At 63.3% G+C, this 26,219-nt stretch carries 34 protein-coding genes and 1 tRNA gene; 15 read left to right on the forward strand and 20 right to left on the reverse strand.

Annotation, left to right across the window (positions count from 1 at the left end):
- Positions 1-43: 43 nt before the first annotated feature.
- Entirely contained in the window at positions 44-1,468 is a 1,425-nt protein-coding gene (der, locus tag SMD31_RS06780; protein ID WP_320500050.1) for a ribosome biogenesis GTPase Der, read from the forward strand.
- 48 nt (positions 1,469-1,516) lie between these two features.
- Here the strand turns inward: der and SMD31_RS06785 are convergent, their stop codons facing one another.
- Positions 1,517-2,281 carry an SDR family NAD(P)-dependent oxidoreductase gene (locus SMD31_RS06785; RefSeq protein ID WP_320500051.1) on the reverse strand — a complete coding sequence of 255 codons (765 nt, stop codon included), beginning with the start codon at positions 2,279-2,281 and terminating at the stop codon, positions 1,517-1,519.
- A 13-nt stretch (positions 2,282-2,294) separates the two neighbouring features.
- Positions 2,295-2,669, reverse strand: a complete 375-nt coding sequence (locus SMD31_RS06790; RefSeq protein ID WP_320500052.1) for a cytochrome-c oxidase — start codon at positions 2,667-2,669, stop codon at positions 2,295-2,297.
- A gap of 254 nt (positions 2,670-2,923) precedes the next feature.
- On the opposite strand from SMD31_RS06790, the gene SMD31_RS06795 reads away from it, so the two are divergent.
- Positions 2,924-3,268 (forward strand): antibiotic biosynthesis monooxygenase family protein, encoded by a 345-nt coding sequence (locus SMD31_RS06795; protein WP_320500053.1) that lies wholly within the window; start codon positions 2,924-2,926, stop codon positions 3,266-3,268.
- Positions 3,269-3,387: 119 nt separating this feature from the next.
- Here SMD31_RS06795 and SMD31_RS06800 read toward each other — a convergent pair whose 3' ends face one another.
- From SMD31_RS06800 to SMD31_RS06825, 6 genes are all read right to left on the reverse strand, one after another.
- The gene (locus SMD31_RS06800; protein ID WP_320500054.1) at positions 3,388-3,768 is read right to left on the reverse strand and encodes a hypothetical protein; all 381 of its coding nucleotides are present in this window, start codon (positions 3,766-3,768) and stop codon (positions 3,388-3,390) included.
- A 222-nt stretch (positions 3,769-3,990) separates the two neighbouring features.
- A complete protein-coding gene (locus tag SMD31_RS06805) occupies positions 3,991-4,434 on the reverse strand; it encodes a DUF971 domain-containing protein (protein ID WP_320500055.1) in 444 nt (147 codons plus the stop codon).
- Entirely contained in the window at positions 4,431-4,625 is a 195-nt protein-coding gene (locus tag SMD31_RS06810; protein ID WP_320500056.1) for a Trm112 family protein, read from the reverse strand. Before SMD31_RS06810 ends, SMD31_RS06805 begins: the two co-directional genes overlap by 4 nt.
- A gap of 15 nt (positions 4,626-4,640) precedes the next feature.
- The gene (locus SMD31_RS06815) at positions 4,641-5,339 is read right to left on the reverse strand and encodes an LON peptidase substrate-binding domain-containing protein (protein WP_320500057.1); all 699 of its coding nucleotides are present in this window, start codon (positions 5,337-5,339) and stop codon (positions 4,641-4,643) included.
- 28 nt (positions 5,340-5,367) lie between these two features.
- Positions 5,368-6,297: a thioredoxin gene (gene trxA / locus SMD31_RS06820; RefSeq protein ID WP_320500058.1), complete on the reverse strand. Its 930-nt coding sequence runs from the start codon at positions 6,295-6,297 to the stop codon at positions 5,368-5,370.
- 116 nt (positions 6,298-6,413) lie between these two features.
- Positions 6,414-7,013: a prolyl-tRNA synthetase associated domain-containing protein gene (locus SMD31_RS06825; protein WP_320500059.1), complete on the reverse strand. Its 600-nt coding sequence runs from the start codon at positions 7,011-7,013 to the stop codon at positions 6,414-6,416.
- A 240-nt stretch (positions 7,014-7,253) separates the two neighbouring features.
- Here SMD31_RS06825 and SMD31_RS06830 point away from each other — a divergent pair.
- A tRNA-Gly gene (locus tag SMD31_RS06830) sits at positions 7,254-7,328 on the forward strand.
- A 130-nt stretch (positions 7,329-7,458) separates the two neighbouring features.
- Here SMD31_RS06830 and SMD31_RS06835 read toward each other — a convergent pair.
- The 3 genes from SMD31_RS06835 to SMD31_RS06845 form a co-directional block, all read right to left on the reverse strand.
- A complete protein-coding gene (locus tag SMD31_RS06835; RefSeq protein ID WP_320500060.1) occupies positions 7,459-8,157 on the reverse strand; it encodes a gamma-glutamylcyclotransferase in 699 nt (232 codons plus the stop codon).
- Between the two features lie 231 nt (positions 8,158-8,388).
- Entirely contained in the window at positions 8,389-8,820 is a 432-nt protein-coding gene (locus tag SMD31_RS06840; protein WP_320500061.1) for a cupin domain-containing protein, read from the reverse strand.
- Between the two features lie 8 nt (positions 8,821-8,828).
- Entirely contained in the window at positions 8,829-9,413 is a 585-nt protein-coding gene (locus SMD31_RS06845; protein ID WP_320500062.1) for a hypothetical protein, read from the reverse strand.
- Between the two features lie 203 nt (positions 9,414-9,616).
- Between SMD31_RS06845 and SMD31_RS06850 the strand changes: the two genes are divergently transcribed.
- The 3 genes from SMD31_RS06850 to SMD31_RS06860 are packed head-to-tail and all read left to right on the forward strand — an operon-like array spanning position 9,617 to position 10,806.
- Positions 9,617-10,132, forward strand: coding sequence for a macro domain-containing protein (locus SMD31_RS06850; protein ID WP_320500063.1), 516 nt, complete (start codon positions 9,617-9,619; stop codon positions 10,130-10,132).
- A gap of 5 nt (positions 10,133-10,137) precedes the next feature.
- Positions 10,138-10,500, forward strand: coding sequence for a hypothetical protein (locus tag SMD31_RS06855; RefSeq protein ID WP_320500064.1), 363 nt, complete (start codon positions 10,138-10,140; stop codon positions 10,498-10,500).
- 39 nt (positions 10,501-10,539) lie between these two features.
- Complete coding sequence (locus SMD31_RS06860; RefSeq protein WP_320500065.1) at positions 10,540-10,806, forward strand: hypothetical protein; 267 nt, start codon at positions 10,540-10,542, stop codon at positions 10,804-10,806.
- A gap of 29 nt (positions 10,807-10,835) precedes the next feature.
- Here the strand turns inward: SMD31_RS06860 and SMD31_RS06865 are convergent, their stop codons facing one another.
- Together SMD31_RS06865 and SMD31_RS06870 are read right to left on the reverse strand one after the other, a co-directional pair.
- Positions 10,836-11,129 carry an Atu4866 domain-containing protein gene (locus SMD31_RS06865; RefSeq protein ID WP_320500066.1) on the reverse strand — a complete coding sequence of 98 codons (294 nt, stop codon included), beginning with the start codon at positions 11,127-11,129 and terminating at the stop codon, positions 10,836-10,838.
- A 42-nt stretch (positions 11,130-11,171) separates the two neighbouring features.
- The gene (locus SMD31_RS06870; protein ID WP_320500067.1) at positions 11,172-11,933 is read right to left on the reverse strand and encodes an SDR family oxidoreductase; all 762 of its coding nucleotides are present in this window, start codon (positions 11,931-11,933) and stop codon (positions 11,172-11,174) included.
- Between the two features lie 258 nt (positions 11,934-12,191).
- On the opposite strand from SMD31_RS06870, the gene SMD31_RS06875 reads away from it, so the two are divergent.
- On the forward strand, positions 12,192-13,109 hold the full coding sequence (locus SMD31_RS06875; RefSeq protein ID WP_320500068.1) for an AraC family transcriptional regulator: 918 nt from the start codon (positions 12,192-12,194) through the stop codon (positions 13,107-13,109).
- Here the strand turns inward: SMD31_RS06875 and SMD31_RS06880 are convergent.
- A complete protein-coding gene (locus tag SMD31_RS06880; RefSeq protein ID WP_320500069.1) occupies positions 13,075-13,716 on the reverse strand; it encodes a transglutaminase-like cysteine peptidase in 642 nt (213 codons plus the stop codon). The genes SMD31_RS06875 and SMD31_RS06880 overlap by 35 nt on opposite strands.
- Before the next feature lie 180 nt (positions 13,717-13,896).
- Here SMD31_RS06880 and SMD31_RS06885 point away from each other — a divergent pair, with 180 nt between their 5' ends.
- Positions 13,897-15,075 carry an aminotransferase class V-fold PLP-dependent enzyme gene (locus tag SMD31_RS06885; protein WP_320500070.1) on the forward strand — a complete coding sequence of 393 codons (1,179 nt, stop codon included), beginning with the start codon at positions 13,897-13,899 and terminating at the stop codon, positions 15,073-15,075.
- Between the two features lie 147 nt (positions 15,076-15,222).
- On the opposite strand, the gene SMD31_RS06890 is transcribed toward SMD31_RS06885, so the two are convergent.
- Together SMD31_RS06890 and SMD31_RS06895 are read right to left on the reverse strand one after the other, a co-directional pair.
- Positions 15,223-15,831, reverse strand: coding sequence for a transglutaminase-like cysteine peptidase (locus SMD31_RS06890; protein WP_320500071.1), 609 nt, complete (start codon positions 15,829-15,831; stop codon positions 15,223-15,225).
- The gene (locus tag SMD31_RS06895) at positions 15,828-16,196 is read right to left on the reverse strand and encodes a winged helix-turn-helix transcriptional regulator (protein WP_320500072.1); all 369 of its coding nucleotides are present in this window, start codon (positions 16,194-16,196) and stop codon (positions 15,828-15,830) included. Before SMD31_RS06895 ends, SMD31_RS06890 begins: the two co-directional genes overlap by 4 nt.
- 139 nt (positions 16,197-16,335) lie before the next feature.
- On the opposite strand from SMD31_RS06895, the gene SMD31_RS06900 reads away from it, so the two are divergent.
- The 6 genes from SMD31_RS06900 to SMD31_RS06925 all read left to right on the forward strand — a co-directional run bounded on the left by SMD31_RS06900 (position 16,336) and on the right by SMD31_RS06925 (position 20,874).
- The gene (locus SMD31_RS06900; protein ID WP_320500073.1) at positions 16,336-16,722 is read left to right on the forward strand and encodes a nuclear transport factor 2 family protein; all 387 of its coding nucleotides are present in this window, start codon (positions 16,336-16,338) and stop codon (positions 16,720-16,722) included.
- A gap of 1 nt (position 16,723) precedes the next feature.
- A complete protein-coding gene (locus SMD31_RS06905) occupies positions 16,724-17,839 on the forward strand; it encodes an NAD(P)H-dependent flavin oxidoreductase (RefSeq protein ID WP_320500074.1) in 1,116 nt (371 codons plus the stop codon).
- A 253-nt stretch (positions 17,840-18,092) separates the two neighbouring features.
- Entirely contained in the window at positions 18,093-18,575 is a 483-nt protein-coding gene (locus SMD31_RS06910) for a DUF3828 domain-containing protein (RefSeq protein WP_320500075.1), read from the forward strand.
- Between the two features lie 6 nt (positions 18,576-18,581).
- Positions 18,582-18,878: a putative quinol monooxygenase gene (locus SMD31_RS06915; protein WP_320500076.1), complete on the forward strand. Its 297-nt coding sequence runs from the start codon at positions 18,582-18,584 to the stop codon at positions 18,876-18,878.
- Between the two features lie 111 nt (positions 18,879-18,989).
- On the forward strand, positions 18,990-19,505 hold the full coding sequence (locus SMD31_RS06920) for a PAS domain-containing protein (protein WP_320500077.1): 516 nt from the start codon (positions 18,990-18,992) through the stop codon (positions 19,503-19,505).
- Positions 19,506-19,650: 145 nt separating this feature from the next.
- Positions 19,651-20,874 carry an MFS transporter gene (locus tag SMD31_RS06925; RefSeq protein WP_320500078.1) on the forward strand — a complete coding sequence of 408 codons (1,224 nt, stop codon included), beginning with the start codon at positions 19,651-19,653 and terminating at the stop codon, positions 20,872-20,874.
- On the opposite strand, the gene SMD31_RS06930 is transcribed toward SMD31_RS06925, so the two are convergent.
- Positions 20,871-21,359: a PAS domain-containing protein gene (locus SMD31_RS06930; protein ID WP_320500079.1), complete on the reverse strand. Its 489-nt coding sequence runs from the start codon at positions 21,357-21,359 to the stop codon at positions 20,871-20,873. The two genes, SMD31_RS06925 and SMD31_RS06930, sit on opposite strands and share 4 nt — an antisense overlap.
- Positions 21,360-21,693: 334 nt before the next feature.
- On the opposite strand from SMD31_RS06930, the gene SMD31_RS06935 reads away from it, so the two are divergent.
- A complete protein-coding gene (locus SMD31_RS06935) occupies positions 21,694-23,433 on the forward strand; it encodes a sensor histidine kinase (RefSeq protein ID WP_320500080.1) in 1,740 nt (579 codons plus the stop codon).
- A gap of 34 nt (positions 23,434-23,467) precedes the next feature.
- On the opposite strand, the gene SMD31_RS06940 is transcribed toward SMD31_RS06935, so the two are convergent.
- The 3 genes from SMD31_RS06940 to SMD31_RS06950 all read right to left on the reverse strand — a co-directional run bounded on the left by SMD31_RS06940 (position 23,468) and on the right by SMD31_RS06950 (position 26,211).
- Positions 23,468-24,310, reverse strand: coding sequence for an alpha/beta hydrolase (locus tag SMD31_RS06940; RefSeq protein ID WP_320500081.1), 843 nt, complete (start codon positions 24,308-24,310; stop codon positions 23,468-23,470).
- A gap of 74 nt (positions 24,311-24,384) precedes the next feature.
- The gene (locus SMD31_RS06945; protein ID WP_320500082.1) at positions 24,385-25,155 is read right to left on the reverse strand and encodes an SDR family NAD(P)-dependent oxidoreductase; all 771 of its coding nucleotides are present in this window, start codon (positions 25,153-25,155) and stop codon (positions 24,385-24,387) included.
- Between the two features lie 54 nt (positions 25,156-25,209).
- A complete protein-coding gene (locus SMD31_RS06950) occupies positions 25,210-26,211 on the reverse strand; it encodes a LacI family DNA-binding transcriptional regulator (RefSeq protein WP_320500083.1) in 1,002 nt (333 codons plus the stop codon).
- Between the last annotated feature and the right edge of the window lie 8 nt (positions 26,212-26,219).

Below are 26,219 nucleotides of genomic sequence, written 5' to 3' on the forward strand. Positions count from 1 at the left end.
GGTGCCCGCGTGGCACCTCGCCAGAAATTGGCTTGAACCAACGATGTCTTTGACCGTCGCCATCGTCGGCCGCCCCAATGTGGGGAAGTCGACGCTTTTCAACCGCCTCATCCGCAAGCGTCTCGCCATCGTCGACGACACGCCTGGGGTGACGCGTGACCGTCGCTACGGCGAAGCGCATCTGGGCGATCTCACCTTCACGGTGATCGACACGGCCGGCCTCGAAGAAGGTATCGACGATAGTCTGGAAGGGCGCATGCGCCAGCAGACCCATGCCGCCATCGCCGCTGCCGACGTGACCTTGATGGTGTTCGACGCCCGCGCCGGCATCACCCCGATGGACGAGCATTTCGCCCGCATCGTGCGCAAGGCCAAGCGGCCCGTCATCCTCATCGCCAACAAGGCCGAGGGACGTGCCGGCCTCGATGCGGCGCGGGAAGGCTTCTCCTTGGGCCTCGGCACGCCGCTGCCGCTCTCGGCCGAGCATGGCGAGGGATTGGGCGACCTCTACGACGCGCTGGAGCCATTCGCGCTCAAGAAGGCGGGCGAAGCGTCAGCGGCACAGCTCGATGCCGATCTCGAGGAAGTCACCTCGCTCGATCTTGACGAAGATGCGGGTGAGGAAGACGTGGTCGAGGCGCCGCCTGCCCCTAAGCACCTGCAGCTTGCCATTGTCGGCCGGCCCAATGTCGGCAAGTCGACCATGGTCAATGCGCTGCTCGGCGAAGATCGGCTGCTGACCGGCCCCGAGGCCGGCATCACCCGCGATTCCATCGCCATCGACTGGAGCTGGCAGGGCCAGGCGATCCGCCTCATCGACACGGCGGGCCTCAGGCGCCATTCGCGCGTCACTGAAAAGCTGGAGCGCCTCTCTGGCGCCGATACGCGGCGCGCCATCCAATACGCCCATGTCGTCGTGCTCGTGCTCGATGCCAACGACATGCTGGAGAAGCAGGACCTCACCATCGCAAGGCAGATCGTCGAGGAAGGCCGCGCCCTCATCATCGTCGCCAACAAATGGGATGCGGTCGAGGACAAGAACGCCGCGATCAAGAAACTCAACGACCGTATCGACTGGTCGCTGCCGCAGATCAAGGGCGTGCCGATCCTCACCGTCAGCGCCATGACCGAGCGCGGCCTCGACAAGATGATGAAGGCGGTGCTCGACATCTACGAAACGTGGAACCGCCGCGTCTCGACCGCCAAGCTCAACCGCTGGCTTTCGGAAGTGACGGCGATGCATCCGCCGCCCCTCGTCGCCGGCCGCCGCATCAAGATCCGCTATATCACCCAGATCAAGACCAGGCCGCCGACCTTCGCGTTGTTCGCCTCGAAGGCCGATGACCTGCCCGACAGCTACCACCGTTATCTGGTGAAGTCTTTGCGCGACGTGTTCGATCTCCCTGGCACGCCCATCCGCATCGTCATGCGCCGCACCGACAACCCCTATGACAGCGAGCGGGATTGAACCAAGTAACCCTCTCCCGCGAGGGGAGAGGGGCTTTTCACTTCACCATCACCTTGCCCCGCCGCCATCCATGACGATGGTCTGGCCGGTGATGTAGGGGGCGCCGGCCAGCAGATAGAAGATCGCCTCGGCGTATTCCGAAGGTTTGCCGGCACGCCGCAGCGGCAGCTTGCCCACATAGTCCTTGAGTTGGGCCGGATCGAATTTGCAATCCCAGCCGGAGCCATCGACCACATTGGGAGCGATGGCGTTGACGCGCACCTCCGGGCCCATGGCATAGGACCATTCGGTGGTGAGGAGGATGATCGCGGCCTTGGTCGAGGCATAGACGCTGGAGGAGCCGCCATAGCCGAGCCCCGCGGTCGAGGCCACGTTGACGACGGCGCCGCCGGCCTTCTTCAAATGCGGTGCCGCGGCCTTGAGGCAGCGATAGGGGCCGATCTGGTTGATGCTGACCAGCTTCTGCCAGAAGGCCTCGTCCATGCGGGCAAAGTCGTCGACCGGAATCGGCGCGGACGTCCCCGGCGTGCCGGCATTGTTGACGAGAAAATCGAGGCGGCCGAAATGACTGACCGCCAGCGCCACGGCCGCGTCGACATCCGCCTGTTGCGAGACGTCGCCGGGACAGGCGATGACGTCGTGACCGGCTTTTGTCAGCCGCTCGACCTCGGCGTTGAGGCGCGGCGACGTGGCCAGATCGTTGATCGCCACCCGGCATTTGTTGGCAACCAGGCGTTCCACCACGGCAAGGCCGATGCCCGAGGCCCCGCCGGTGACGAAGGCCACCTTGCCGGAAAGATCGGCAGTAATCATGAAACTTCCCCCTTCAGGCGCGATCGATCCCGCGCCACAGATTGACGGCAAAAGCGATGATACCGATGACAGTGACGATCGAGAAGATGCCGGCCAAGGGTTCGCCCAGTTCTGGATTGACGCCGCTATGCAGCAGCCAGACGCCCAGCATCATGAGCGGCGTGCCGATATTGTGCAGCCAGAAATGCAGCTTGGCGAGGCGGGTCGTGGCAAGCGCTGGCTTCTGGAGATAGAGGCACCCGATGATCCCCAGGCTGACCCAGCCCAGCAAGTTGAGATGGGCGTGGACAGGCACGAGGCTCAAATCCTGCGCGGCACCCATATAGGTGCCCATGCAAACGGCGATGACGAAATAGACGGCAGCAATTTTGAGCAAGCGGTGCGCCATTTTGCGATCCCCTTTGGCGGTTGGCGGTGGATAGCTCTGTCTTAGCCCGCGCCTGCCCTCCCCGGCAGTGACCGCGGTCACAGCGAAGATGGCATATTTCGCGCCCCGACGAAGCATCGATCCCGCCTGGCACCATAAAAAGGGGTCATGTCACGATGGCGCGGGGAAAGGCGTTTCAACCGGCGCGCGGAAGAGACATCCTTCTGAGACCTCACGAGAACGCATCACCAGCCGCCAAATCCCGGGAGCCAGCCATGATCGCCATCATCTTCGAAGTGGAACCGGTCGCTGAACATCGCGACGCCTATCTCGACATCGCCGCCAAACTGAAGCCGGAACTGGAGAAGATCGACGGCTTCATCTCGGTCGAACGATTCCAGAGCATCACCCATCCGGGGAAGATGCTGTCCCTCTCCTTCTTCCGCGACGAGCAGGCGGTGCAGGCCTGGCGCAACCTCGCCACCCATCGCCGCGCGCAAGAGGCGGGGCGCGGTGGGCTCTTTGCCAATTACCGGCTGCGGGTGGCGTCGGTCTCACGCGATTACGGCATGACCGAGCGCGCGCAGGCACCTGAGGACAGCGTCAGCGTGCACGGGTGAGGCCTGCACCGCCCTTTCGACGTCATGCCCGGGCTTGACCCGGGCATCCAGTCCATCAACCGCGCTGGTGGATCCCCGGGTCTTCGCCCGGGGATGACGAGGGAGCGCAGGGAAAGAAGCTAGACTCTGACATCCACCCGCGTGCGCGTTACGACATTGATGGTGAAGGCCACGGCGCCGACGAGCAACAGCACCATGCCGATGATCGCGATGGTGTGGCCGGTCATGAAGGCGTCGAGCTGGGTCATCGTGAGGCCGATGAGCAGCACGGGCAGGCCGATCATGTGCAGCCAGAAATGCGCCCACGCAAAGATCCCGCTGCCGAGATCGGGGCGGGCGAGATAGATGGCGCCGACGAGGCCGAGCGCCAAGAAGCCAAGGCCGCCGATATGGGCATAGACCACCCCTAAGCGATAATCGGCGATGAGGCCCATATGAAGGGCCAGCGCCGCGCCCAGCATGAAATAGAGCCCCGCCACCCCCAACAGAATGCGCGCCATCTTTCTCTCCGCATGATGATTGCGGGGAAAGGAATGCGGCGAGCGCAAGTTGGTTCCGCGAAGCCCCCTCTCCCTAACCCTCCCCCACGTAGGGGGGAGGGAACTGGAGCGAGCATGAGCGCAATCTATGAGGCAGACACGGGCGGACTCCCTCCCCCCTACGTGGGGGAGGGTCGGGGAGAGGGGGTAAGCGAAGAGAGAGGTTGGTTAGCTAAGCGACAATCAATGACAGCCACAGCCGCCGGAGCCGCAACCGCCGTGATCATGCGGCTTGGGTGTTTTCGCTGCACGCGGATCGCGGCTGAGGCCGTGTTGCTTGAGGCCATCGAGATAGCCTTGCCAGATCTGATCCTGGTCGCGTCCCAAATCATAGAGATAGCGCCACGAATAGATGCCGGTATCGTGCATGTCGTCGAATTCGATGCGGATGGCGTAATGGCCGACCGGCTCGATCTTCATGATGCCGACATGCTGACGGCCCGGCACGATGGTCTTCTGGTTCGGCCCATGACCCTGCACTTCGGCCGACGGACTTTCGACACGCAGGAGTTCCGCCGGATAGCGGAAGGTCTTGCCGTCATCGAATTCGATTTCGAGCAGCTTTTCCGCCTGTTTGTGGCGGATCTCGACCGGCCAATGCTCGGTGCCGAATGTCTCGGCGCTCATTCCTCGACCTCGAGCGGGCGCGCTTCATCGACCAGCATGATCGGGATACCGTCGCGGATCGGGAAGGCAAGACCCGCCGCCTTGCTCACCAGTTCCTGTTTCTGCCGGTCATAGATCAGCGTCGTCTTGCTGATCGGGCAGACCAGAATCTCTAGCAGCTTCGGGTCGATGAGATTGTCGTTGTCGCCCAAGTCATATCCCCTTGATCAGTGCAGGCGATGCTCGCCGCCGGCAGCGGTGGCGCCATGCACCTCGAACATCGCGGTCATCATTTCGACCACCGCATCGAGGTCTTCGCATTCGAGGAGCGACTGCTTCTCTTCCGGGTCGAGCGGCGACATCTGCGCCATGGCGACGACCAACTCGTCATCGGCCACTTCCTCGATACCCTTCCAGTCGAGCCGCGCCTGGCGCGTCTTCAGATATTCCTGCAGCACGGCGAGGAAGCGCGGCCGGTCGGCCAATTGGAATTCATGCTCGGCCATGTCGTGGGCGAAGACATCGAAATCCGGCACGACGCGGCGGAAGCCCTGCTGGTCGAGCGGCAGTTCCTGGTGGATGCGAAAGCGGATAAGGCCAGAGAGGATGAGCTGGTAGCGCCCATCCGGCGTTTCCTCGAACGAGACGATGCGGCCGGCGCAGCCCACGCGATGCACCGCTGGGACGAAATCGGCCTGCAGCTTGCGATCGGCATTGGCGTCGATCGGCTGCACCATGCCGATGAGGCGTTCGGGTGTGGCGAGCGCCGCGCGCACCATGGCGAGATAGCGCGGCTCGAACACGTTCAAGGGCAAGCGCCCGCCCGGCAGCAGCAGCGCATTGGTCAGCGGGAAGATCGGCAGTTCGGCGGGGAGTTCCGCAAAACCCGGATCGAAGGGACCGAGATGGCTGGGGCCTGAGCGCATGATCTTTAAACCTCTCGCGACGTTTGTTTTACGAGAAGAGCAGCGAGGAAAGCCGGCGCCGGGCACTCAGGGTCAGCGGATCCATCGGGCCCAGCGCCTCGAAGAAGGTGACGAGCTGCTTGCGGGCCGCTTCCTCGTTATGCGCGCGGTTGATGCGGATGCTTTCCAGCAACTGGTCCATCGCCCCTTCCTTGTCGCCGGTGGCGAACAAGGCCTGAGCCAACTCAATACGCGCCTCGTGGTCCTTGGGATCAGCGGCGACGCGCGCCTTCAGCGCCTCCGACTGGCCGGCGGCCTTTTGACCGCTCTGCGCCACCTCGAGCTGCGCCTTGGCGGCGGCGATGATGGGATCGTTCTGCTTGTCCTTGGGCGCCTGGCCCAGGAATTCGGCGGCCTGCTCCAACTCGCCAAGCGCCACCAGGCAGCGCACCATGCCGGCGATGGCTTTCACATTGCCGGGTTCGTGCTCGATGATCTGGCCGAAGATGTCGGCAGCGGTCGCCTGATCGCCCGCTTCCATAGCGGCTTCGGCATGTTCCAGCGCTTCGTCGATGGGGTTTGCCGGGGCTTCGCCGCCGAGCTTGGTGAGGCGCGCCACGAACTGCTTCAACTGGCCTTCCGGCTGTGCGCCCTGGAAGGCGTCGACCGGACGGCCCTGGAAGAAGGCAAAGACCGCGGGGATCGACTGGATGCGCAGCTGGCCGGCGAGCTGCTGGTTCTCGTCGACATTGATCTTCACCATGCGCACGGCGCCATGGGCTTCCTTGACGACCTTTTCGAGGAGCGGCCCCAACTGCTTGCAGGGGCCGCACCAGGGCGCCCAGAAATCGACGATGACAGGCACCTGCATCGAGGGATCGATGACATCGGCCTTGAACGTCTGCTGGCTGCCGTCCTTCACGAGGTCGGCCGCGGCGGCGGCATTCCCGGCAAGACTTGCGCCGATCAGATTGTCCATATTCTCGAACTCCCAAAAACCCGGATTTGGCCCTATAGATGGGCCTTTCCGGCGATCAAATCAACAGCCGCGGGGTCCGGCGCGTTCCCGGAAAAACCCCCTGCCCGCAGAAGGTCTTAGGCAAAATCCAGAAGCTGCGGCTTATGCCCCTCGGCTTCGAGGAATTTGAGGAGATCCTGCGGTGCAATCGCCGTGGTCTTGAAATTCACCAGGGGATGCGCGTTCACGGGATGGCAATCGAGCAAATGCTTGTCGAGGACCATCTTGACGCGGCGGTTCTTGTCATTGATCACGGCAAAGGGGGTGACGGCACCGGGGACGACACCCAGATACGTCATCAACCTGTCGGCCGAGCCGAAGGAGAGCTTTGCCGCCCCGCCCGTCTCACCGGTGAGCTTCTCGCCCAGCGCCTTCAAATCGACGCGGCGGCTTTCCTCGACCGTCACCAGCCACATGTCTTCCTTGCGGTTGCGGAGGAACAGGTTCTTGATATGCCCGCCCGGCAGTTCGCCCCGCAAAGACTGGCTTTCCTCGACCGTGAAGACCGGCGCGTGATCCTTGGTCTGGGTGGTGATCCCCAGTTCAGCGAGGCGCGCCAGCAACTGGTCGGGGCTGGTCGGCAGATTGGCCTGGGCGGTCAGGGCAGCGGCCAGGGCTGCGGCCTGGGCATCAGCCTGGGCGGCCTGGATATCGGGTGTCGCGGAATCGGCTGGCATGGGGCATTTCTCTCGTTAACGCGGTCGGCGCCGGGTATAGCCGGGGAAGCCACCCGGCGGCAACGGTCGGGGCCGCGATATCGGCGAAAGAGCGCCGATTCCCGATTTGCGGCGATGCCCCATTTTCAGCTTAAATATTTGTCGAGATTAGATAATATGCACGCTTGCAAATGCGGCGCTGATGCGTATGATGCGCCGCGCTCGTGAGGCCAAGGCCGAAGCGGGCGGACCAAACGGAGTGCGGGCGTAGCTCAGGGGTAGAGCACAACCTTGCCAAGGTTGGGGTCGAGGGTTCGAATCCCTTCGCCCGCTCCAGTTTGGCCGAAGACGTCGCCAGAAACGGCCCCTTAGCGGGCCGTTTTTCTTTTTTCGCCCTTTGTGACCATGTCGCGATGTGGGCCGGGCCTCCCGATCGGCGCCCCCCGTGTTCTTACAGCGACGGATATCAGTCGACGTTGGCGTCTCGGGGCATAGCGTGATTGGCGCGTATTTCGGCCGCCATCAGCTTCTGAATTTGCCAGAGATTCCGGTCACGGATGCCATGCTCCTCAAGCTTGCTGACGGTATTGAAAACATACTGCGCAGCGGATCCCCAATGACCCGCAGCTCGTGACAGTACGTTGGCGACCTCAGGAAGGGGGCGTCGTCCGGCATAGGCATTGCCCGTCGGCAGCGCCACGAACGTCAGCGCCCGTATCGGCCCATCGCTGGTCGCCACGCTGATCCACCGCGGGACATTGGTGGGAGGGTTGGCGTCGATCTCACGGCGCAACAACTGGACGACCTGCCCATGGGTATCGCCGGCTGGAAGACGATAGGCGATGCCAACGCAGGTTCCGCCCCGATCGAGCGCCAGCATCAGCGCGGGCAATTCGCGCGTGCCCCTCCATCGTGTCAGGGTCAGGCAGAAAGCCCGATGCCATCCTCTTGCGACAGCGCGGCGCTGCTCCACGACCTCGAACTCCGGGTTCCAAATCAGCGATCCGTAGGCGAAAACCCAAAGGTCATCGGCATTGAACTGCGCCAGCAGATCGTCCGCCATTTGCGCAAAATCTGCGTCGGTGTGTTCTGTCGCGCCCGGCTCCGGGCCAGGGTCCGGCTCCGTTCGTTCGACCAACGCTACGAGTGCGGCAGTCAGGTCCATGTTATCTCCACGGATTCCTAAGAGTTGAACGTCAAATTCAGATCAGGAACATCGTCATTCTTCACGAACTAAACCTGTTTTTGCCGTTCGGGGTCCTCGGCTGTCAGGAACGCATAGGTTTCTTGGCTGCGATAGCTATCGTCGAGGAGATCACATCACAACGATGGCCGCCACTATGATTGTCGCTGACAAAGACGCTGGACCACGGGCACACGCCTGATGTGACAGTGGCTATTTCCGGACCACGTTCTGTGCGCCCTTCGGGGCGAAGTCGTAGACGATGAGTTTGATGGCATCGCTGCCGGTGTTGGCGGCCTTGTGCCATTGGTCGACCGCTTCGATGATGACATCGCCGGCCTTATAGGTGGTGGTCTTGCCTGTGACCGTGTTGGTGACGGCGATGGTGCCGGCGACGACATAGGCGTAGCGCGGGAATGGGTGCTTGTGTTCGGGCAAGGAGGCGCCCGGGGCGATGTCGTAAGCGCTGGCGGTGAAGGCGAGGTGGCCGGATGGGAAGGTGATCGGCTGGCCGCTGGCGGTCGATTCCGTGGCGAGGATCGGCGTCACCGTGACCGGTTTTGCGTCTTCGGCCCAAGCAGCGCCTGACCACAGGCACAGCAGCAGGCCGGCGGCGAATTTTCCGCTCATCATCATCTTCTCCATTTTATGGTTCACTGGACCAGATAGCAGCGGTCCGGGTCGGTGCCGTCATTGCCGGCGAAATAGAAGGCGAGCTTTTCGCGCGAGACGGTCATGCGGTGGACGGACATGAAAAGCGGGATGCCGATGATGCGTTCGCCGACATCGACGGCGAAGTCCGGGTCATAGGTGAGTGTGGCCCCCGTGTCATCGAGGCGGTAGCTGCCCGCGATGCGCTTGGGCAGGCGGAACAGCGTCTCGCGCCCGGCGAAGATACCTTCGATTGTGACCTTCTTTGGCCCCTGGTTGCTGTAGTCGCCGCCATTGGCCGTGCGCCGCGTCATTTGCACCTCTTGGCGCGCGTCGAGTTTGCCATTGTCTTCGGCATCGATATCGGTGACGCCGAACAGCACCTCGCGGATCGGCATCGCGCCGCTGCCTGCGGCCTGGGCCGTGGCGGAATGGGTGAGGAAGCTTTCAACCTGGCCCAATATCCCCGGCACGGCGACGCAATCCGCGTCGGCCGATGCGGGCACGGGCCAGAAGCCGGCGAGCAACGCCAATACCTGCCAGGGATAACCCCATCTTGTGCCGCCAGACCGCCATCCCATCATCATCTCCCTCCTGCCGCAGCGCCCGGCGCTTCATACCGCCGGCGCGTCGTCGTTGCGGTGAAGCGGATCACAAATCGCCGGTGCTGGAAATCGAAAACGCCGGACCGCAGCGGGTCTTGACCTAAATCAAAGACGGCGCCTGTCACAGGTCTAGGCTTTCATCGGGATCCATCCCATTCAGCCACCGTATTTGAGGACGAAACATCATGATCCGCGACGTCGAAGGCGATATCCTGCTCTCCAAGGCCCAGGTGGTGGCCCATGGCGTGGCGCCGGGCGACCATTTCGACAGCGGCCTCGCCTTGGCCTTGCGCGAACGCTGGCCGGCGATGGTGAAGGACTTCCGCCATTACTGCCAGACGACCCATCCGGAAGCCGGTTCGATCTGGTTCTGGGCCGGGGCCGGTGGCCCGGAAATCATCAATCTGATGGTGCAGGAACCAGCCGCCCGTCCGGGCGACCGCCCCGGCAAGGCGACCCTGGAGAACGTGCACCATGCCTTGAAAGCGCTGGCCAAGCTGGTGGTGAAGGAGAAGGTCCAGAGCCTGGCACTGCCGCGTCTTGCGACCGGCGTCGGTGGGCTGGATTGGAGCGATGTGAAATTGCTGGTCGAGAAGCATCTGGGCGGGCTCGACATCCCGGTCTTCGTCTACAGCGTCTATCACAAGAATGTCGCCGCGATGGAACCGGGCTTCAGCGCACCGCGCGCGGCCAACGGCTGACCGAGATGACGGCACTGAAGGTTATCCGGCTGGAACTCGGCCGCACCAAGGAGCGCCCGGAAGGGGATGCGGGGTGCGGCTATGAGTTCACGGCACCCCTCACCACCGACGGGCATCTCGACGCGGAAGCCTTCAAGGCGGTGAAGGCTGATTGCACCGTGCGGCGCTTCTGGACGGGCGAAAAGTACCAGCAGGGGATCTTGCGTCATCTGGGTCCCGACCGCTGGGTGTTTTCCTATGCGCCGGGCAAGGACGATGACGAGCCGGCGTTCAAGTTCGACAAGCATCGCTTTGCCGTCGGCGAATATGTCTCGATCACCGAGCATGACGGCATCACGCGGCCATTCAAGGTGGTGTCGGTGACCTGAATCGGCGCTGCACTTGGCCCGCACGGGATGGAGGTTGGCATGCTGACATTCGAGGATTGCCAGGCCCTGTGCGGTGCCAGCCGCGGCGTCGTCGCCGCCATCGCCGAACATGAGCACATCCCGGAAATGGCGGCGGCGGAACTTGCCAATTATCTGTGCGAGAACGAGGCCGGCGAGCGCTGCATTCGCCGCTATATCCTGGATGACATCGCCGCGGCCAAGCGCCGTGGCGACAAGCGCCATGCCGCCGTGCTGGAGGCGGTCCTTCACCATTTCGTGGCAACGCACCCCCGCGCCGAGAAGTAACCCCGGCACGGGGGGTTGGGTCGCTCGCCTCACCCGCGGCGATAGACGTATTCGCCGATCTTAAGCGTGTCGTTGCTGATTTCGCCCACCATGATGAAGTCGAATTCATCGACGAAGCGGATTTCGCGGCCGCGGCGGCTGTAGCGGCCGCTATGGGTCGCCATGCGCACGCCCTGGTGCTTGGCATAGCGACCGTCGCTGGTGAGGAACAGCCGCACGCCGGTGTTGCGCAGGCTGATCCATTCACCGCTCGGCTCGACGGCCGGGTTGTCTATGAGCGGTGTCGGCATCGGCTCGAAGCGAGCCTCGGCATGAACTGCCATGTGTCATCTCCTTGAGTTTGCGTGACGGCGATCTGCCAGCCGTCAGTGAGTCGTGATGGTCGGTCGCACCATGATCTCGCCAACATCGATGTCGTCCGGCTGGGCGATGGCGAAAGCAATCGCCCGCGCCACGGCATCGGCCCCCATCGCCTGTTTGCGCAGGTTGGTGATCGCCGCCTTTGTAGCCTGATCGGTGATGGTGTCGGCTAGTTCCGATTCTGTAGCGCCAGGCGAAATGACGGTGACGCGGATGTCATTGTTTTCGATGCGCAGCGCCTCGGACAGCGCATGCACGCCGAATTTGGTGGCGCAATAGACGCCAGCCGTCGCCATCACCCGGCGGCCCGCCATGGAGGAAATATTGATGATATGCCCCATGCCTTGCGCCTTCATGAGCGGCAAGACGGCGGCGATGCCATAGAGCACGCCCTTCAGATTGACGTCGATCATGCGGTCCCATTCATCGACCTTGAGGGCGGTGAAGGGCGAGAGCGGCATCAACCCCGCATTATTGACGATGACATCGACCCGGCCGAACGTGGCCTTGGCAAAATCGACGAAGGCCGCCACATCGGCGCGGTCGGTGACGTCGAGCTTGCGCCATTCCACCGTACCGCCGGCCGTCTTGATCTCCGCTGCAATCTTCTCCAGCCGGTCGGTGCGGCGGGCACCCAGCACCAGTTTGGCGCCTTCTGCCCCCAACGCGCGCGCAGTGGCCTCGCCGATGCCGCTGCTGGCCCCCGTGATCAGGACGACCTTGCCCAGGACATTTTCCTTACCGGGCACATTCTCTTTGCCAGCCATCTTGTTCTCCTTCACGTGGGGACCATCTTTTCGGGGATCAGGGTCGACGGGACCGGGGTCGGGTCGCCCTATGGCTGGGAAGATGGGGGCGGCAAGGGCCCAAGCGGTAGACCAGAACTGTTTCGTTCTTGCCTAATCCTCCAGGATTGAGAATTGTCACTTCTCCCCCAAAGGGAGCGCCCTATATGGTTTAGGGAGCCGTCGGGCTCTTACCTACTGATTTGTTGTAAAATTATTAGATCTAAAAGGACCATATTCATGGACCGACAGGCCGAATTCGCCGCCTTGATTGAACAATACACCAGCGGAGACGGGATGCTGGAGACCGCCCTGCCCCGGGTGGCCCTGGCCAAATTGAGCAAACCGTCCGAGCCGATGCACGGCGTTCACCAGCCGGCCTTGTGCATCATTGCGCAAGGGCGCAAGCAGGTGATCCTGGGCGACAGCATCTATTTCTATGACGCCAGCCAATATCTGGTGGCCTCGGTCGACGTGCCGGTGGTGGGCCAAGTGGTCGAGGCCACGCCGGAGAAGCCTTATCTGAGCTTCAAGCTCAACCTCGATCCGCATCTCATCAGCGAATTGATCCTGGAGACCGGCCTCACCGACGAGATCGAGCGCGAGGGGGCGGGTGGGACGCTGAGCACATCGCTGAGCCTTGCCACCGTGACGCCGGAACTGCTCGATGCCGTCATGCGCATGCTGCGCCTGCTGGACAAGCCCCGCGACATCGCCGTGCTGGGGCCCTTGGCCGAGCGGGAGATTCTCTATCGCCTGCTCAACGGCCCGGATGCCGCGCGCCTGCGCCAGATCGCCCAGGTCGACAGCAAGCTGCAGCGTGTGACCCGCGCCATCGCCTGGATCAAGCAGCATTTCACCGAGCCGTTCTCGATCGAACTCCTCGCCTCGGAAGCGCGCATGAGCGCCTCGGCACTGCATCACCATTTCAAGCAGGTGACGGCGATGAGTCCGCTCCAATACCAGAAGCAGCTGCGCCTGCAGGAAGCGCGGCGACTCATCCTCATCCAGGGATCGGATGCAGCGAGTGCGGGGCACCAGGTCGGCTATGAATCGCCCTCGCAATTCAGCCGCGAATACAGCCGGCTCTTCGGTGCGCCGCCTTTGCGCGACGCCAACCGGCTCAAGGCGACGCCGGGAGCACTTGTGCCGGCTTGATCTCGGGCATCTGCCCGTTCCGGTGCCGCCACCAGGCCTGGTCGTTGATCGAATAGACCGGCTGGTAGGCGGTGACCAGGTCCGCCGGCACCACATCCTTGATCTGGTTGTCGAGGAGATAAGCGGTGCCGCCGTCATAGACCACCAGCACGGCATGGCCCTCGCCACCGAGGGCCATGTTGCGCACGGCGACAATGCGCATCTCGGATGACGGCACGCCCGCTGCCTTCAGCGCCATGAATTTGGCGATGGCGTAATCCTCGCAATCACCGTTGCGGGCGAGGAATTCATAGGGTGTTTCCCAGTAATCGTCGCGGCCCCAATTCCTGGCATCGCCGACATAGCGGCGCTGGTTGAAGGCGGCATTGACCGTGCGAAGCTGCGCGGCGCGGTCCTTTCCCAGCAGAGACGCGGTTATCGCATCCCAAGCGGCCACGGCACAATCGGGCGCTTCACATGCGCCTTTGCGCCAGCGCGACAGCATGGACACCCATTTCGGAAACTTGCCGAGGTCCGGCCCTTGAAACTCTTGCGAGCCGAAGAGCGATGGATATAGGCGGCCCTCGGCCAGCGGCAACGATGCCACGGTGCCAAGGAGTAACGCCATTGCCAGTCGACGGTATACACGCATCCTTCCCCCGGGGAACCGCTGCGGAATGCGGTGACATTGTCGGGGGTGGTCGCTTGCCAAGACGTTAACCGGTCGTGCCGGAAAATCCGAATATGCAAGGCGGGTCGGCCTCGCTATGAAGAATGCCAAGAAAAACGACCGCTGGGATGGAAGAACATGCTCGATCTTGACCGCATCCGCGCCGAGACGCCGGCCACTTCCCGTCGCGCCTATCTCCACAATGCCGGCGCCGCCCTCACCCCCGCGCCCATCGTCGCCGCGATGAAGGATTATCTCGACCTTGAGGCCGAGATCGGCGGCTATGCCGCGGCAACGCGCGAAGCGCCAAGGCTCGACGGCGTCTATGCCTCGGTGGCGCGCCTCCTCAATGCGGCCCCGGCAGAGATCGCGCTGGTCGAGAACGCGACGGTGGCCTGGCAGATGGCCTTCTATGGCCTGGCGCAAAGTTTCAAGGCCGGTGACCGCATCCTCACGGCGGAAGCCGAATACGGCGCCAATTACGTGGCGTTCCTGCAGATCGCCAAGCGCAGTGGCGTCGTCATCGATGTCGTGCCCTCCGATGCCAGCGGCGCGCTCGATGTCGCGGCGCTGGAGCGGATGATCGACAACCGGGTAAAGTTGATTGCCGTCACCTGGGTCCCCACCAATGGCGGCCTTGCCAACCCGGCGGCAGCGATCGGGCGCATCACCCGCACCCACAACATCCCCTATCTGCTCGATGCCTGCCAGGCGGTGGGGCAGATGCCGGTCGATGTGCAGGCCCTGGGTTGCGACATGCTGTCGGCGACGGGACGCAAGTTCCTGCGCGGGTCGCGCGGGTCGGGCTTCCTCTATATCCGGCGCGCCTTCATGGAGACGTTCGAGCCTCCGATGCTCGATCACTTTGCCGCCGAATGGGTGGCGCGGGATCGCTATGAATTGCGCCCCGATGCGCGCCGCTTCGAGAATTGGGAGAACAATTATGCAGCGAGGCTGGGTCTCGGCCTTGCCGTCGACTATGCGCTGGCGATCGGCCTCGAGACAATCGAGCGGCGCTGCCGCCTGCTCAGCACCCGCCTGCGCGATGGCCTGCAGGCGATCCCCCACGTCACGGTCCGCGATCTGGGGCCGAACCCGTCGGCGATTGTCAGCTTCACCCATGACAAGGTGGAGGCGACCGATATTGTGAAACAGGCGGCCGCAAACAACATCATCATCGGCGCCTCGGACCCCGCCAGCACCCGCATCGACGCCGAACGCCGCCGCCTGCCCATGCTGGTGCGCGCGAGCCCGCATTACTACAACACGGAAGCGGAAGTGGACCGGCTGGTGGAGTTGGTGGCGGCGGTGAGGTGAGGTGAAACCCGTCGCTTCTGCCCCCCTCCCTACCTCCCCCCTAAAGGTGGGAGGAGTTTGACGCGAGGGAGTTCGACCGGTCCCCGATCCAAAGCCCTCCCACCTTTAGGGGGGAGGGTTGGGTGGGGGGCACGACTCTCACCCCCCTCACTTCCGGTGCAGCCACCAGCCGGTTTCGCTCAAGGAGAAAATCGGCATGTAGTGTTTGACGCTGTTGGCCGGCACCACGGTCTTGATCTGGTTGTCGAGCAGCAAGGGCGTGTCGCCGTCATAGACGATGAGCACGGCATGGCCGACATCGAGATTGAGGTCGCGCAGGGCCAGCACGCGCATGTCTTCCGTGGGCACGCCCAGCGCCTTCAGCGCCATGAATTTGGCGATGGCGTAATCCTCGCAATCGCCGTCCATCTTCAGGAACTGGTAGGGTGTCGCCCAGTAATCCTCGATGCCCCAGTTCTTCATGTCGATGATGTAGCGCTCGCCGTTGAAGAAGCGGTTGACCTCCTTGATCTGGGTCATCCGATCCTTGCCCTTCAATTCGTCGAGCAGATCCGCCCAGCCGTCGACCGTGCATTCATCGTCGTCGCAGGGTGCTGCGTTGTTCCAGCGTTTGAGCATATCGCCCCATTTGGGGAATTTCTTGATGCCCTGGTTGGCGAATTCCTTGGAATTGAAGATCGGCGGATACATGCGCGCCTGCGCCGGCAACGACACCAGCATCAGCGCGCAGGCAGCGATGACAGCGGCGCGCATCATTCCGCCGCCGGGCGCAGGGCATGGCCGCGCGCCTTCAGTTTGTGGCCGACGGCGACGATGGCCTCGATCGCCGGCACCAATTCGCGCCCGAGATCGGTCAGCGCATAATCGACCGAGGGCGGCGACGTCGGGCGCGCGATGCGGGTGACGACCCCCTTGGCTTCGAGATCCTTCAAGCGCGCACTCAGCATTTTGGGCGAGATCGGCGGCATATCACGCCGGAGTTCGCCAAAGCGGCGCGGCCCGCCGGAGAGATGCCACACGACATTGGGCGTCCAGGCACCGCCCAGCAGCGCCATGCATTCACCGACCGCGCATTTTTCCGGAACCGGTGCGGCAGTGCTGCGGCGTTGTTTCAAAGCCATGGCGGGCCTCGGGCGATGTTGGCGCGGTTACCGTTCGGTTACCTGAAAATGAGACCGCGGTGGTGACATAGTATACATCGGTTACCATATCCCTCTAAGCTCTCTTTTTCAGCAACAGCCCTGTCGGAGTTTTGTCAAAATGGATCCGCGCTTTCAGGAAGTCGCCGCCGCCTTAGAGACCTATTTCGACGGCCTTTATCACTCCGACATCAAGCGGCTGGGCGCGGTCTTCCACCCGCAGGCGATCTATGCCTGCGCCACCGATGGCACGCTCACTTATCACACGATGGCGAGCTATTTCCCGATCGTTGCCGCCAGGCCGGCGCCCGCGGCCAGCAACGCGCCGCGCGCCGACCGCATTGTCTCGATCCAATTTGCCGGGCCGGTCACCGCGCTCGCCACCGTCAATTGCGCCATCGGCCCCAAATTCTTCACCGATCTCCTCACCTTCGTGAAGCTCGATGGGCGTTGGCAGATCATGGCGAAGGTGTTTCACTTCGACCTGCAACCGGAGAAGGCGGCGTGACATGAGCAAGCCCGACGCTGGCAAGACTTGGCCGGATCAGCGCGTCACCCAATTGTTCGGCATCGAGCACCCCATTCTGCAGGGTCCGATGGCGGGGCCGTGCTATGCCGACATGGCGATTGCGGTCGCGGAAGCGGGCGGTCTCGGTTCCCTGCCGACGGCGACCTTCAGCGCCGACCAGGCCCGCGCGGAATGGCAGATCATCCGTCAGCAGACCGATAAGCCGATCAATCTCAATTTCTTCTGCCACACGGCACCGAAAGTCGACGCCGCGCGGGAAACGGCCTGGCGCCAGCGGCTGGCACCCTATTACCGGGAGTTCGGCATCGATCCCACTGTCCCCATTCCCACCAGCAACCGCACGCCCTTCGATGACGGCCTCTGCCGCATGGTCGAGGAGTTCCGCCCCGCGGTGGTGAGCTTCCATTTCGGCCTGCCGGAAAAGGCGCTGCTGGCGCGCGTCAAGGCAACGGGCGCCAAAGTCATTGCCTCCGCCACCTCGGTCGACGAGGCGCTCTGGATCGAGGCGCAGGGCGCCGATGCCGTCATCGCGCAAGGAGCCGAGGCCGGCGGCCATCGCGGCATGTTCCTGAACGGCGATCCGCTCGACGTGGCGCTGACGCAATCCGGCACCATGGCCCTGGTGCCGCAGGTGGTCGATGCCGTGAAAGTGCCGGTGATCGCCGCCGGCGGCATCGCCGATGCGCGCGGGATCGCCGCGGCCTTTGCGTTGGGCGCATCCGGCGTACAGATCGGCACCGCCTATCTCTTCACGCCGGAAGCGCGCATCAGCGCGCCGCACCGGGCGGCATTGACGGGTGCCAAGGACGGGCAGACGGCGCTCACCAACATCTTCACCGGGCGCCCGGCGCGGGGCCTCATGAACCGCGCCATGCGCGAGTTGGGGCCGTTGAGCCGCGACGTCCCGGAATTTCCGCTGGCGGGCGGCGCCCTGACGCCGCTCAAGGCCAAGGCGGAAGCGGCCGGTTCCGGCGATTTCGGCTCGCTCTGGGCGGGGCAGGCGGTGGCCCTGGGAAAGAGACCGCAACAGCCGCTGGGTGCGGCGGATTTGACACGGAAGCTTGCAGTGGAAGCGCTGGAGAGGATCGGGGTGTAGCGGCGGGACCCGTCACTCGGCGCCCCCCTCCCCAACCTCTCCCCCTGAAGGGAGAGGGGCGTTGGCGCCAAGCTTGATCGAACACCCTCGCTAGAAAACCCTCTCCCTTCAGGGGGAGGATAGGGAGGAGGGCTGGTGGCGCGTGACGGCCATCACCAGCAACCCACTTCACGTCGCGCTCGCCCTAGTGTTGCGCACGTCACTGCCGCTAGAATGGCCGCTGACTCGTCATTCAAGTCGCAAGGATCCCGCCATGTCGTTCAATCTGCGTCCCGTTTTCATCGCCGCCGCCTTTCTCATCGCCGGCTGTGCCGCCAGTGTTGCCGAGGAAGGCTTCGACAGCCCGCAGGCGCTGCTCGAGGAACTTTATGGCCATTACGCCGGCAAGCCCGCCGGCAGTGGTGTCGATCTGGGCGACCAGAAGATGATCGAAAAATATTTCACGCCGGAACTGGCGGCCAAGATCGTGGCCGACGATGCCAAGGCTGCCGCCGCCAATGAGATACCGGCCCTCGATGGCGATCCCTTCGTCGATTCCCAGGATTGGGAGATCACCGAACTGGCGACCGCCGTCGGCAAGTCATCGACCCCTGACACGACCACTGCCAAGGTCCATCTCAAAAGCTACGGCGAAGAGAAGAACCTGACGCTGATGCTGCAGAAGACGGCCAAGGGCTGGCAGATCGCCGACATCGATTGGGGCTACGACAAGCTGTCCCACCTCTACGCGGAGTAAGAACACATGGCGCAAAAACCCCTCACCATCATCGCCCAGGTCCAGGCCCATCCCGGCAAGGAAAACGAACTGCTCGCCGCCCAGCGGGAGCTGGTGGCCGGCGTCGTCAAGGAGCCGGGCTGCATCCGCTATGAGCTCCATGTCTCGAACGAGAAAAAGGGCCGCACCATCTTTGTCGAAAGCTGGGAAAGCTTCGATTTGTGGCAGGACCACATGAAGGCACCGGCCCTGGCCGCCTTCCGTGCCAAGGCGGGGCATCTGGTGGCGGAGACGATCCTCGACCAGATGACGCCGGACCGCTAGAGGCTGGATGGCTGCGGCCATCCAGCGCGCACACGCCGCTTGCGCTCCTTCGGGTATTTTTCCCACGCCCCGACCCTCGACAGAGTCAGTGACTGAGGTCATGCTGGGGACATGGCGACTGTGCGCATTCTTGCCGGCAGCATCGAAGCTCTGCACAGCTATTGGCGGAGCCTCGCCGGTGGCGCGGTACCACAACGCAGCGATGTCGATCCGACGGCGATCAAGCAATTGCTGCCCTATCTCTACATCGTCAAATTCGAGACCGATCCTTTTCGCGTGCGCTACATGCTGGTCGGCACCGAGGCCGACCGGTGGAACGACCTCAGCCTGACGGGGCGTTATCTCGACGAGTTCCTGCCGGTCGATCGCAACAGCGCCAACCACACGCTGCTCGCCTGCTATCAACGCGCCTTCGAAACCGGCGCGCCGGTCTTTGGCAGCTATACCTGGCCGACCCGGGCCGGCTATACGCTGGAGGTGCGCTTTGGCATGTTCCCCTTGCGCGTTGGCGAGAAGATCGAGCAATGCCTCGCCATTGAGGACTATTCCGGTTTCCCGCCGGATATCGCCGATGACGGCATCCCGACGCAAGACCCGGTGAAGGACGCTGCCGCGCCCAAGGATTGAGCGGCGGGGTTACGCCGGCGCCCCATTTCACACCGGCAAGGCGCCGGTTCCCTCGTTTCGGCATGCAAGCGATGCGTTGGCGTGGGTTCCGCCAGCATGCATCGCCACCTATGTTGCAGCGCATCCAAGGATGGAACAGTCAGCGATGCGCCCGGAACCGCCAACTCACGCGACCAATGACCTGACGTCACATAAGGACGGCACCGGCATCTCGCGCTGGATGACGTTCCTGATGGCGATGTCCTGCGGGCTCATTGCCGCCAATCTCTATTACGCGCAGCCATTGGTGAAGCCGATCAGCGAGAGCCTTGGCCTGTCGCCGCATATCGCCGGCTTCCTCGTCACCATGACGCAGATTGGTTATGGCATCGGCCTCCTGCTGATCGTGCCCTTGGCCGATCTCATCGAGAACCGGCGCCTCATCCTGGGGGTCATGGCGCTGGGCACGCTGGCCCTGGTCACCGCTGCCTTCTCGACCCATGCGGCGCAGTTCCTGCCGGCGGCGCTCTTTATCGGCATCGGCTCCTGCGCCGTGCAGATCCTGGTGCCCTTTGCCGCCCATCTGGCACCTGAAGCCAAGCGTGGCCAGGTGGTCGGCAATGTCATGAGCGGGCTGATGTTCGGCATCATGCTGGCGCGGCCCATTGCCAGCTTCATCACGGAAGTGAGCTCGTGGCATGTGGTCTATTTCTATTCGATCGCGGTGATGGTGGCGCTCGGCCTCCTCCTCTCGCGCGCGTTGCCGCAACGCTTCCCGGCCTCGCAGATGAAGTATGGCGATTTGCTGCTCTCGATGGCGCATCTCGCCTTGAAGACGCCGGTGCTGCAGCGCCGCGCGCTCTATCAGGCCTCTATGTTCGGCGCCTTCAGCCTGTTCTGGACGGCGACACCCTTGCTGCTGGCGAGCCCTGCTTTCGGCATCAGCCAGGCCGGCATCGCGCTTTTTGCCCTGGCCGGCGTCGCCGGCGTCGTGGCGGCTCCCATTGCCGGGCGCCTCGCTGATCGCGGATTGACGCGGCCGGCCACCGCCTGCGCCATGGCATCCGTCGCCATCGCTTTCCTGATGACCGAGATCGTGGCGCCCGGCAGCACGTTGTCGCTGGGCCTTCTGGTTGCGGCGGCGGTCGTGCTCGATTTCGGTGTCACCGCCAATGTCGTGCTGGGCCAGCGCATGATCTACAGCCTGGGTGCCGAATATCGCGGCCGCCTCAACGGCCTCTATATGGCGACCTTCTTCATGGGAGGTGCGGCAGGCTCGGCGCTGGGTGCCTGGGCCTTCGCGCAAGGCGGCTGGTCCTTGACCGCCTGGATCGGCCTCGGCCTGCCGGTCGCGGCCATGCTCTATTTCGCCACCGAGAAGCGGCGCTAGGGCGCCGTCACGGGCTTGCGTTCGATCGGCAGCATGACGATGGCAAGCATGCCGATCTCGTCGGGTTGTTTGGCATCGGCAAGCGGCAGCGTGAGCACTTTATAGATGAGGCGCTGCTGGTTCATCACCAGGTCGCGCGCCGCGTAACGCGGTACGCGACCTTCGACGGCGGCAGTGTAGGCCTCCACCACGAAAGGCGCATAATCGGCCGGCAGCAATTCATCGGCATATTTGCCGGTATAGTCGCCATCGCCGAAATAATTCACCAGACCGCTGCCATAGAGGCGGAAGCGGAAGCGCAACGGGTGCCGCTCGACATCGACCAGCACGACATAACCGAGGGCGTAGCGGAAATCGATCGGGTCGAGATCGGCGCGCGTCGGCATGTCGCGACCGCCGGCCTTGGCACGCCAATAGGCAAAGAATCTTTGGAGATGCGGATGGTGGATTCCCGCAGCAAACGCATCGGCATCAAATCCGCCCATACACCCGTCCAGTTGTCATCCCTTCGATTCTTGTTCGAAGGATAAGCCCGCCGACCGACCTCTTCAACCATGGGTCTTGCATCTTCGTGGCGCATGCACGCCCAGGGATATGCGTTGGGGAAGACCTCGTCTGGCGGCCGATCGCAACAACAACAGGATACTGCTCCTAACACGCACATCGCATGCTGGCGGCAGGCGAAGCGCGTCGCGGCGCCAAGGCCGCGATGTCGAGAGTAAGGCGCCGTTAACGGAACGAGACTATAAAAATCTTTCCACACCGACCATTTGCGGGGCAATCGCCGATGCGTGGATAGGGTCGGGCGGAGGAGGCATCTTGGCGTACCGACTTCTCTATCGGCTTGCCGGCGTTGAGTGGTGGCGCAAGCCGGGACGACCCGCAGCCGTTTTCACCCTCACCGTCCTGGTCGCCATTTGGGTGACGTTCGCCTCCTACGCGATCAATGTCTGGTACTCGATCGAAGATGAGGCCAATCAGGAACTCTATGGCGCCAAGAACGTCATGGGTGCCCATACCAACGCTGTGTTTCGAGCCGCGCGTACCATGCAGAGCGTTACGGATCACTGGCTCGCGGAAGACTTCTCGATCGCCCAGCAACATCCGCTCGACGAGCTTCGCAATCTTCTCGCCAAGCTTCAGGGCAACGGCCGGCAACTCGTCACCCTTGGCCTGGTTGACGCAGAGGATCACGGATTCTGGCGATTGACCCTGGGCAAGGTCTTTGCCGACAGGATCTATCTGGGGGATCGCGATTACATCGAGGCCTTGCGCGACAAGCCGGCCGGCCAGGAATTCATCGGCTTGCCCATCCTTGGTCGTGGCGGTGGATTGAGGACCGTACCCATTGCCATGCGGGCCCAGCCAAATGACGCGGGGGTCAAATATATCGGCGCCTATATCACCGAAAAGACCTTCAACGACGCCTTTTCGCATCTCACAGATATTGCGCCTGCCGTGGTCGGCATAACGCGGAGCGACGGCAGAATCCTGTTCGTTTGGCCGCCGAATGACGCGCAAAGAGGAAACCTCATCGCGGGGTTCAGCGACGTGATCGTGAAGAACCAGACCGATCTGATGGCAGCCAGTTTGCCGTCGCCGGATGGCTCCGGGGAAATGCTGGCCGCGTTCGGGCCCGTACCGGAAGAGCCGCTTCACGTCTTCGCCGCGATCAAGCGCGCTGACCTCCACGCGCTGTTCCTGGCTACACTGGCATTTCCGACGCTGCTGGCATGCCTGACGACAATCGTCATCGCATTGCTGGGAAGCTGGGTCATGAAGCTGATGGTCAGTCAGGCGCGCAGATCGGCAGAGCTGTCAGCAGCCCTCGTCAAGGCAGAGGCCGCCAACGAGTCGAAGTCGCAGTTCCTGGCCAATATGAGCCACGAGCTGCGAACGCCGCTCAACGCCGTCATCGGTTTCTCGGAAGTCATTTCAAAGGAGATCTATGGCCCCTTGGGCGTCACGCAGTATCGCGAGTATTCCAAGGACATCACCGACGCCGGCCACCACCTGCTGGGCATCATCACGCAGATATTGGACATGGCCAAGCTCGAGTCAGGAACGCTTGCCGATACGCAGACGCCGGCCGATATCGGCGAGAATATCGAGGCCTGCCAGAGATTGCTGTTCGGCAAGGCGGCGGAACGGCGCATCGATATTGTGTGCGGCGACATGGCGGACCTGCCGCCTGTCCGGATGGAACCGGTCCATCTGCGGCAGGTCATCATAAACCTCATCGGCAATGCGATAAAATTCTCCCATGCCGGTGGCCGTATCGATGTCTCGGCCGTCGTCACGCCGAAGGGAGACCTGCAGATCACCGTCGCGGACGAAGGTATCGGCATCAAGCCAGAATCGATGGCGGAACTTTTCCAGCCGTTCGGCCAGGTCGAAAAGGCCATCAGCCGCCAGTATGGCGGTGTCGGCCTTGGCCTGGTCAATGCCAGGCGCCTGGTCGAAGCCTATGGCGGCAAGATCTGGCTGGAAAGCGAATATGGGGTCGGCACCAAAGCGATCGTCTCGCTGCCCATCGCGGCGCTCAACAGCGCGACTTAAGATTGGCCGCCATGGATGCCGCGGGCGAACCGCCTCAGACCGGCCAACCCAGCGCGCGCATGAAGGCCTCGACGCGCTCGGTATAGGCACCCGGGAGGCCGAGCGTGCTGTTGATCTCGCCATGGGTGATGGCTTCTGGCTGCACCTCCATCTTGCCCCCGAATTGGACGGCCTTGCGGGCGAGTTGCCGGTTCTGCGGGCAGGCATCGGCCGAGCGCTGGCGGCAGATGCCGAGCAGCGGCTGTGTCGGCCCTTTGAGGCGGTGATAGGGCGAGGCGGCCTCCCACGCAGCGGGGTCCTTGCCGAAGGCGTCGTCATAGAGCCTGAAATGGCGCCCCTGCATGATCTCCGGCACGTTCATGGCGCCGCTGTCGAGCGAGATGGTGCCCCGCCACATCCGCGCGCCCTTCGCAGTGGCGATCTCGGGCGCGCTGTTGATCAGCGTCACCAGATGGGCGCCGGCGGAATGTCCCATCAGGATGACATTGCCGGGATCGCCACCCCAACCCGGCGCCAGTTGCTGCACCTTGACCAGCGCCGCCGCGACATCGTCGGCTTCCATCACGGGCGTCACGGTTTCGTCCATGCGGTAGTTCACCGTGACGAAGATGATGCCCTTCGGCAACCAGCGCGCCACCTTGTTGTCGACGACGCGGTCCATGTCCTTGTCGCCTCTGCGCCAGCCACCGCCATGCACCATGAACAGAATCGGCGCATTCTTGGCATGAGCCGGCAGATAGACATCAAGTTTCTGCGCCCGGTCGGTGCCGTAGGCGATGTCCTTCTCGAGCTTGGCGCCGGCCGGCAGATTGTCTGCCAGGGCCGGGGCGGCAAGGCCCAGGAAAGCGGCGAGAAATGCGGCACAAAGCGGTTTCATCAGGCCTGTCCCCTGAGTGATGAATGGTACGACTTGAAGTATGTCACGCCGCGAAACCGGAATCCCTGCGCGCCCTACTGTGCCGTATTCCCGCCATCGACCAGCATGGCGTGACCGGTGATAAAGCTGGCTTCGTCGGAAGCGACGAAGGTGACGGCGTTGGCGATTTCGTGGGGCTGGCCGACGCGGCCCATGGGAATGCCTTCGCCGTTTTTCTGGAGGCCCGCTTGCTTTTCATCGCCGCGATGCAAGATCCCGCCGACCAGCATCGGCGTCTCGACGTCACCCGGACAGACGGCATTGACGCGGATGCCTTGCCTGGCATGGTCGATGGCCATCGCCTTGGTCAGCATGATGATGGCCCCTTTCGAGGTGCAATAGGCAAGTTCACCCCGCCCTGCCACGAAGGCCCAGTCGGAGGCGATGTTGACGATGGCGCCGCCTTTGCCGCCGACATCGAACTGCGCCACCATCTGCTTCACGGCGGCTCGGCTGAAGCGGAACACGGCGTCGACATTGACGCCCATGACGCGCGCGAAATCATCGTCGGTGGTTTCGAGGATGTTGCCCCGATGGACGATGCCGGCATTGTTGACGAGAATGTCGAGACGGCCAAGCTTGTCGACAGCCAGCGCCGTGATTCTTTCGGCAAGGCCCTTCTGCGTCACGTCGCCGGCCACGAAGATGCCGCCGGTCTTTGCCGCCAAGGCTTCGCCCGCCGCCGCATTGCGCCCGGTGAGGATGAGCTTCGCACCCTCGGCCGCAAACTTCTCGGCGATGGCAAGACCGATGCCCGATGTGGCGCCCGTGATCAGCGCGACCTTGCTCTCCAACCTTCTTGTCATGATATCCCCTTGCGCGACTGGTGGTGCGGACCGGCGCGGGATCCTAGCGCATCGTCAGCGCTTGCGCACGGATTCGCGGATCACCAATTCGGCCGCAAGCTTGACCTGTTCGCGCGCTGTTTCCTCTTCTTCCGCCAGGCGCTTGCGGATGAGGCGCAGCGCATGCTGGGCGAAGGCTGCCACCGGCTGGCGCGCGACGGTGAGGCCGGGGCGGAAGGCACCGGCCCAGGGGAAGTCGTCGATGCTGGCGACCGAGATGTCATCCGGCACGTTCAACCGGCGGTCATGGAGGGCGCGCATCACGCCGATCAGCATGTTGTTGTTGGCAACGAAGATGGCGCTGGGCCGGCGCGGCAGGTCGAGGAGCGCGTTGGCGGCATCGTAGCCACCGGCTTCGCGGAAGTCGGCATGGCGGATGAAATCGGCGGGAGCGTTTAGGCCGCCCTTGCGCAGCGCCTGCAGGAAACCATTGAGGCGATCATCGCTCGCAAAATTGCCTCGTGGCCCGGCGATGATGGCAATCTCGGCATGGCCGAGGCCCATGATGTGCTGCGTGATGGCAAGCCCCGCGCCGGCATTGTCGAGGGCCACCGTGTCGAAGGGCGTGTCGTTCCAAGCATTGTCGACGACGACCAGCGGGAAGTTTTCCGGCCAGTCGTCGAAGGGATAGTCGTCGCGTCCGCCTGCCGGGCACAGCACGACGCCGTCGACGCGCTGCTGGCGCATCAGATCAAGCATCTTGCGTTCGGTCGCCACGTCATAGCCGCTGTCGCCCAGGATCGTCGCATAGCCATAGGCCTTGGCCATCAGCTCCACTTCGCGCACGAATTCGGTGAAGAAGGGATTGCTGATATCGGGGATGACCAGCCCTAGGAGATCGGTGCTGCCGGTGCGCAATGACCGCGCCACCGCATCGGGACGGTAGCCGAGGCTCGAGATCGCTTGCGTGATGCGGGCCTTCAGCTCCGGGCTGACGAAGCGGCGGCCGGAGAGGCTGGCCGAGACCGTCGCCACCGAGACACCGGCCTCTTGGGCCACATCGCGCATCGTTGCCATGAGTTGCT

The sequence above is a fragment of the Dongia rigui genome (assembly GCF_034044635.1).
Classification (GTDB): domain Bacteria; phylum Pseudomonadota; class Alphaproteobacteria; order Dongiales; family Dongiaceae; genus Dongia; species Dongia rigui.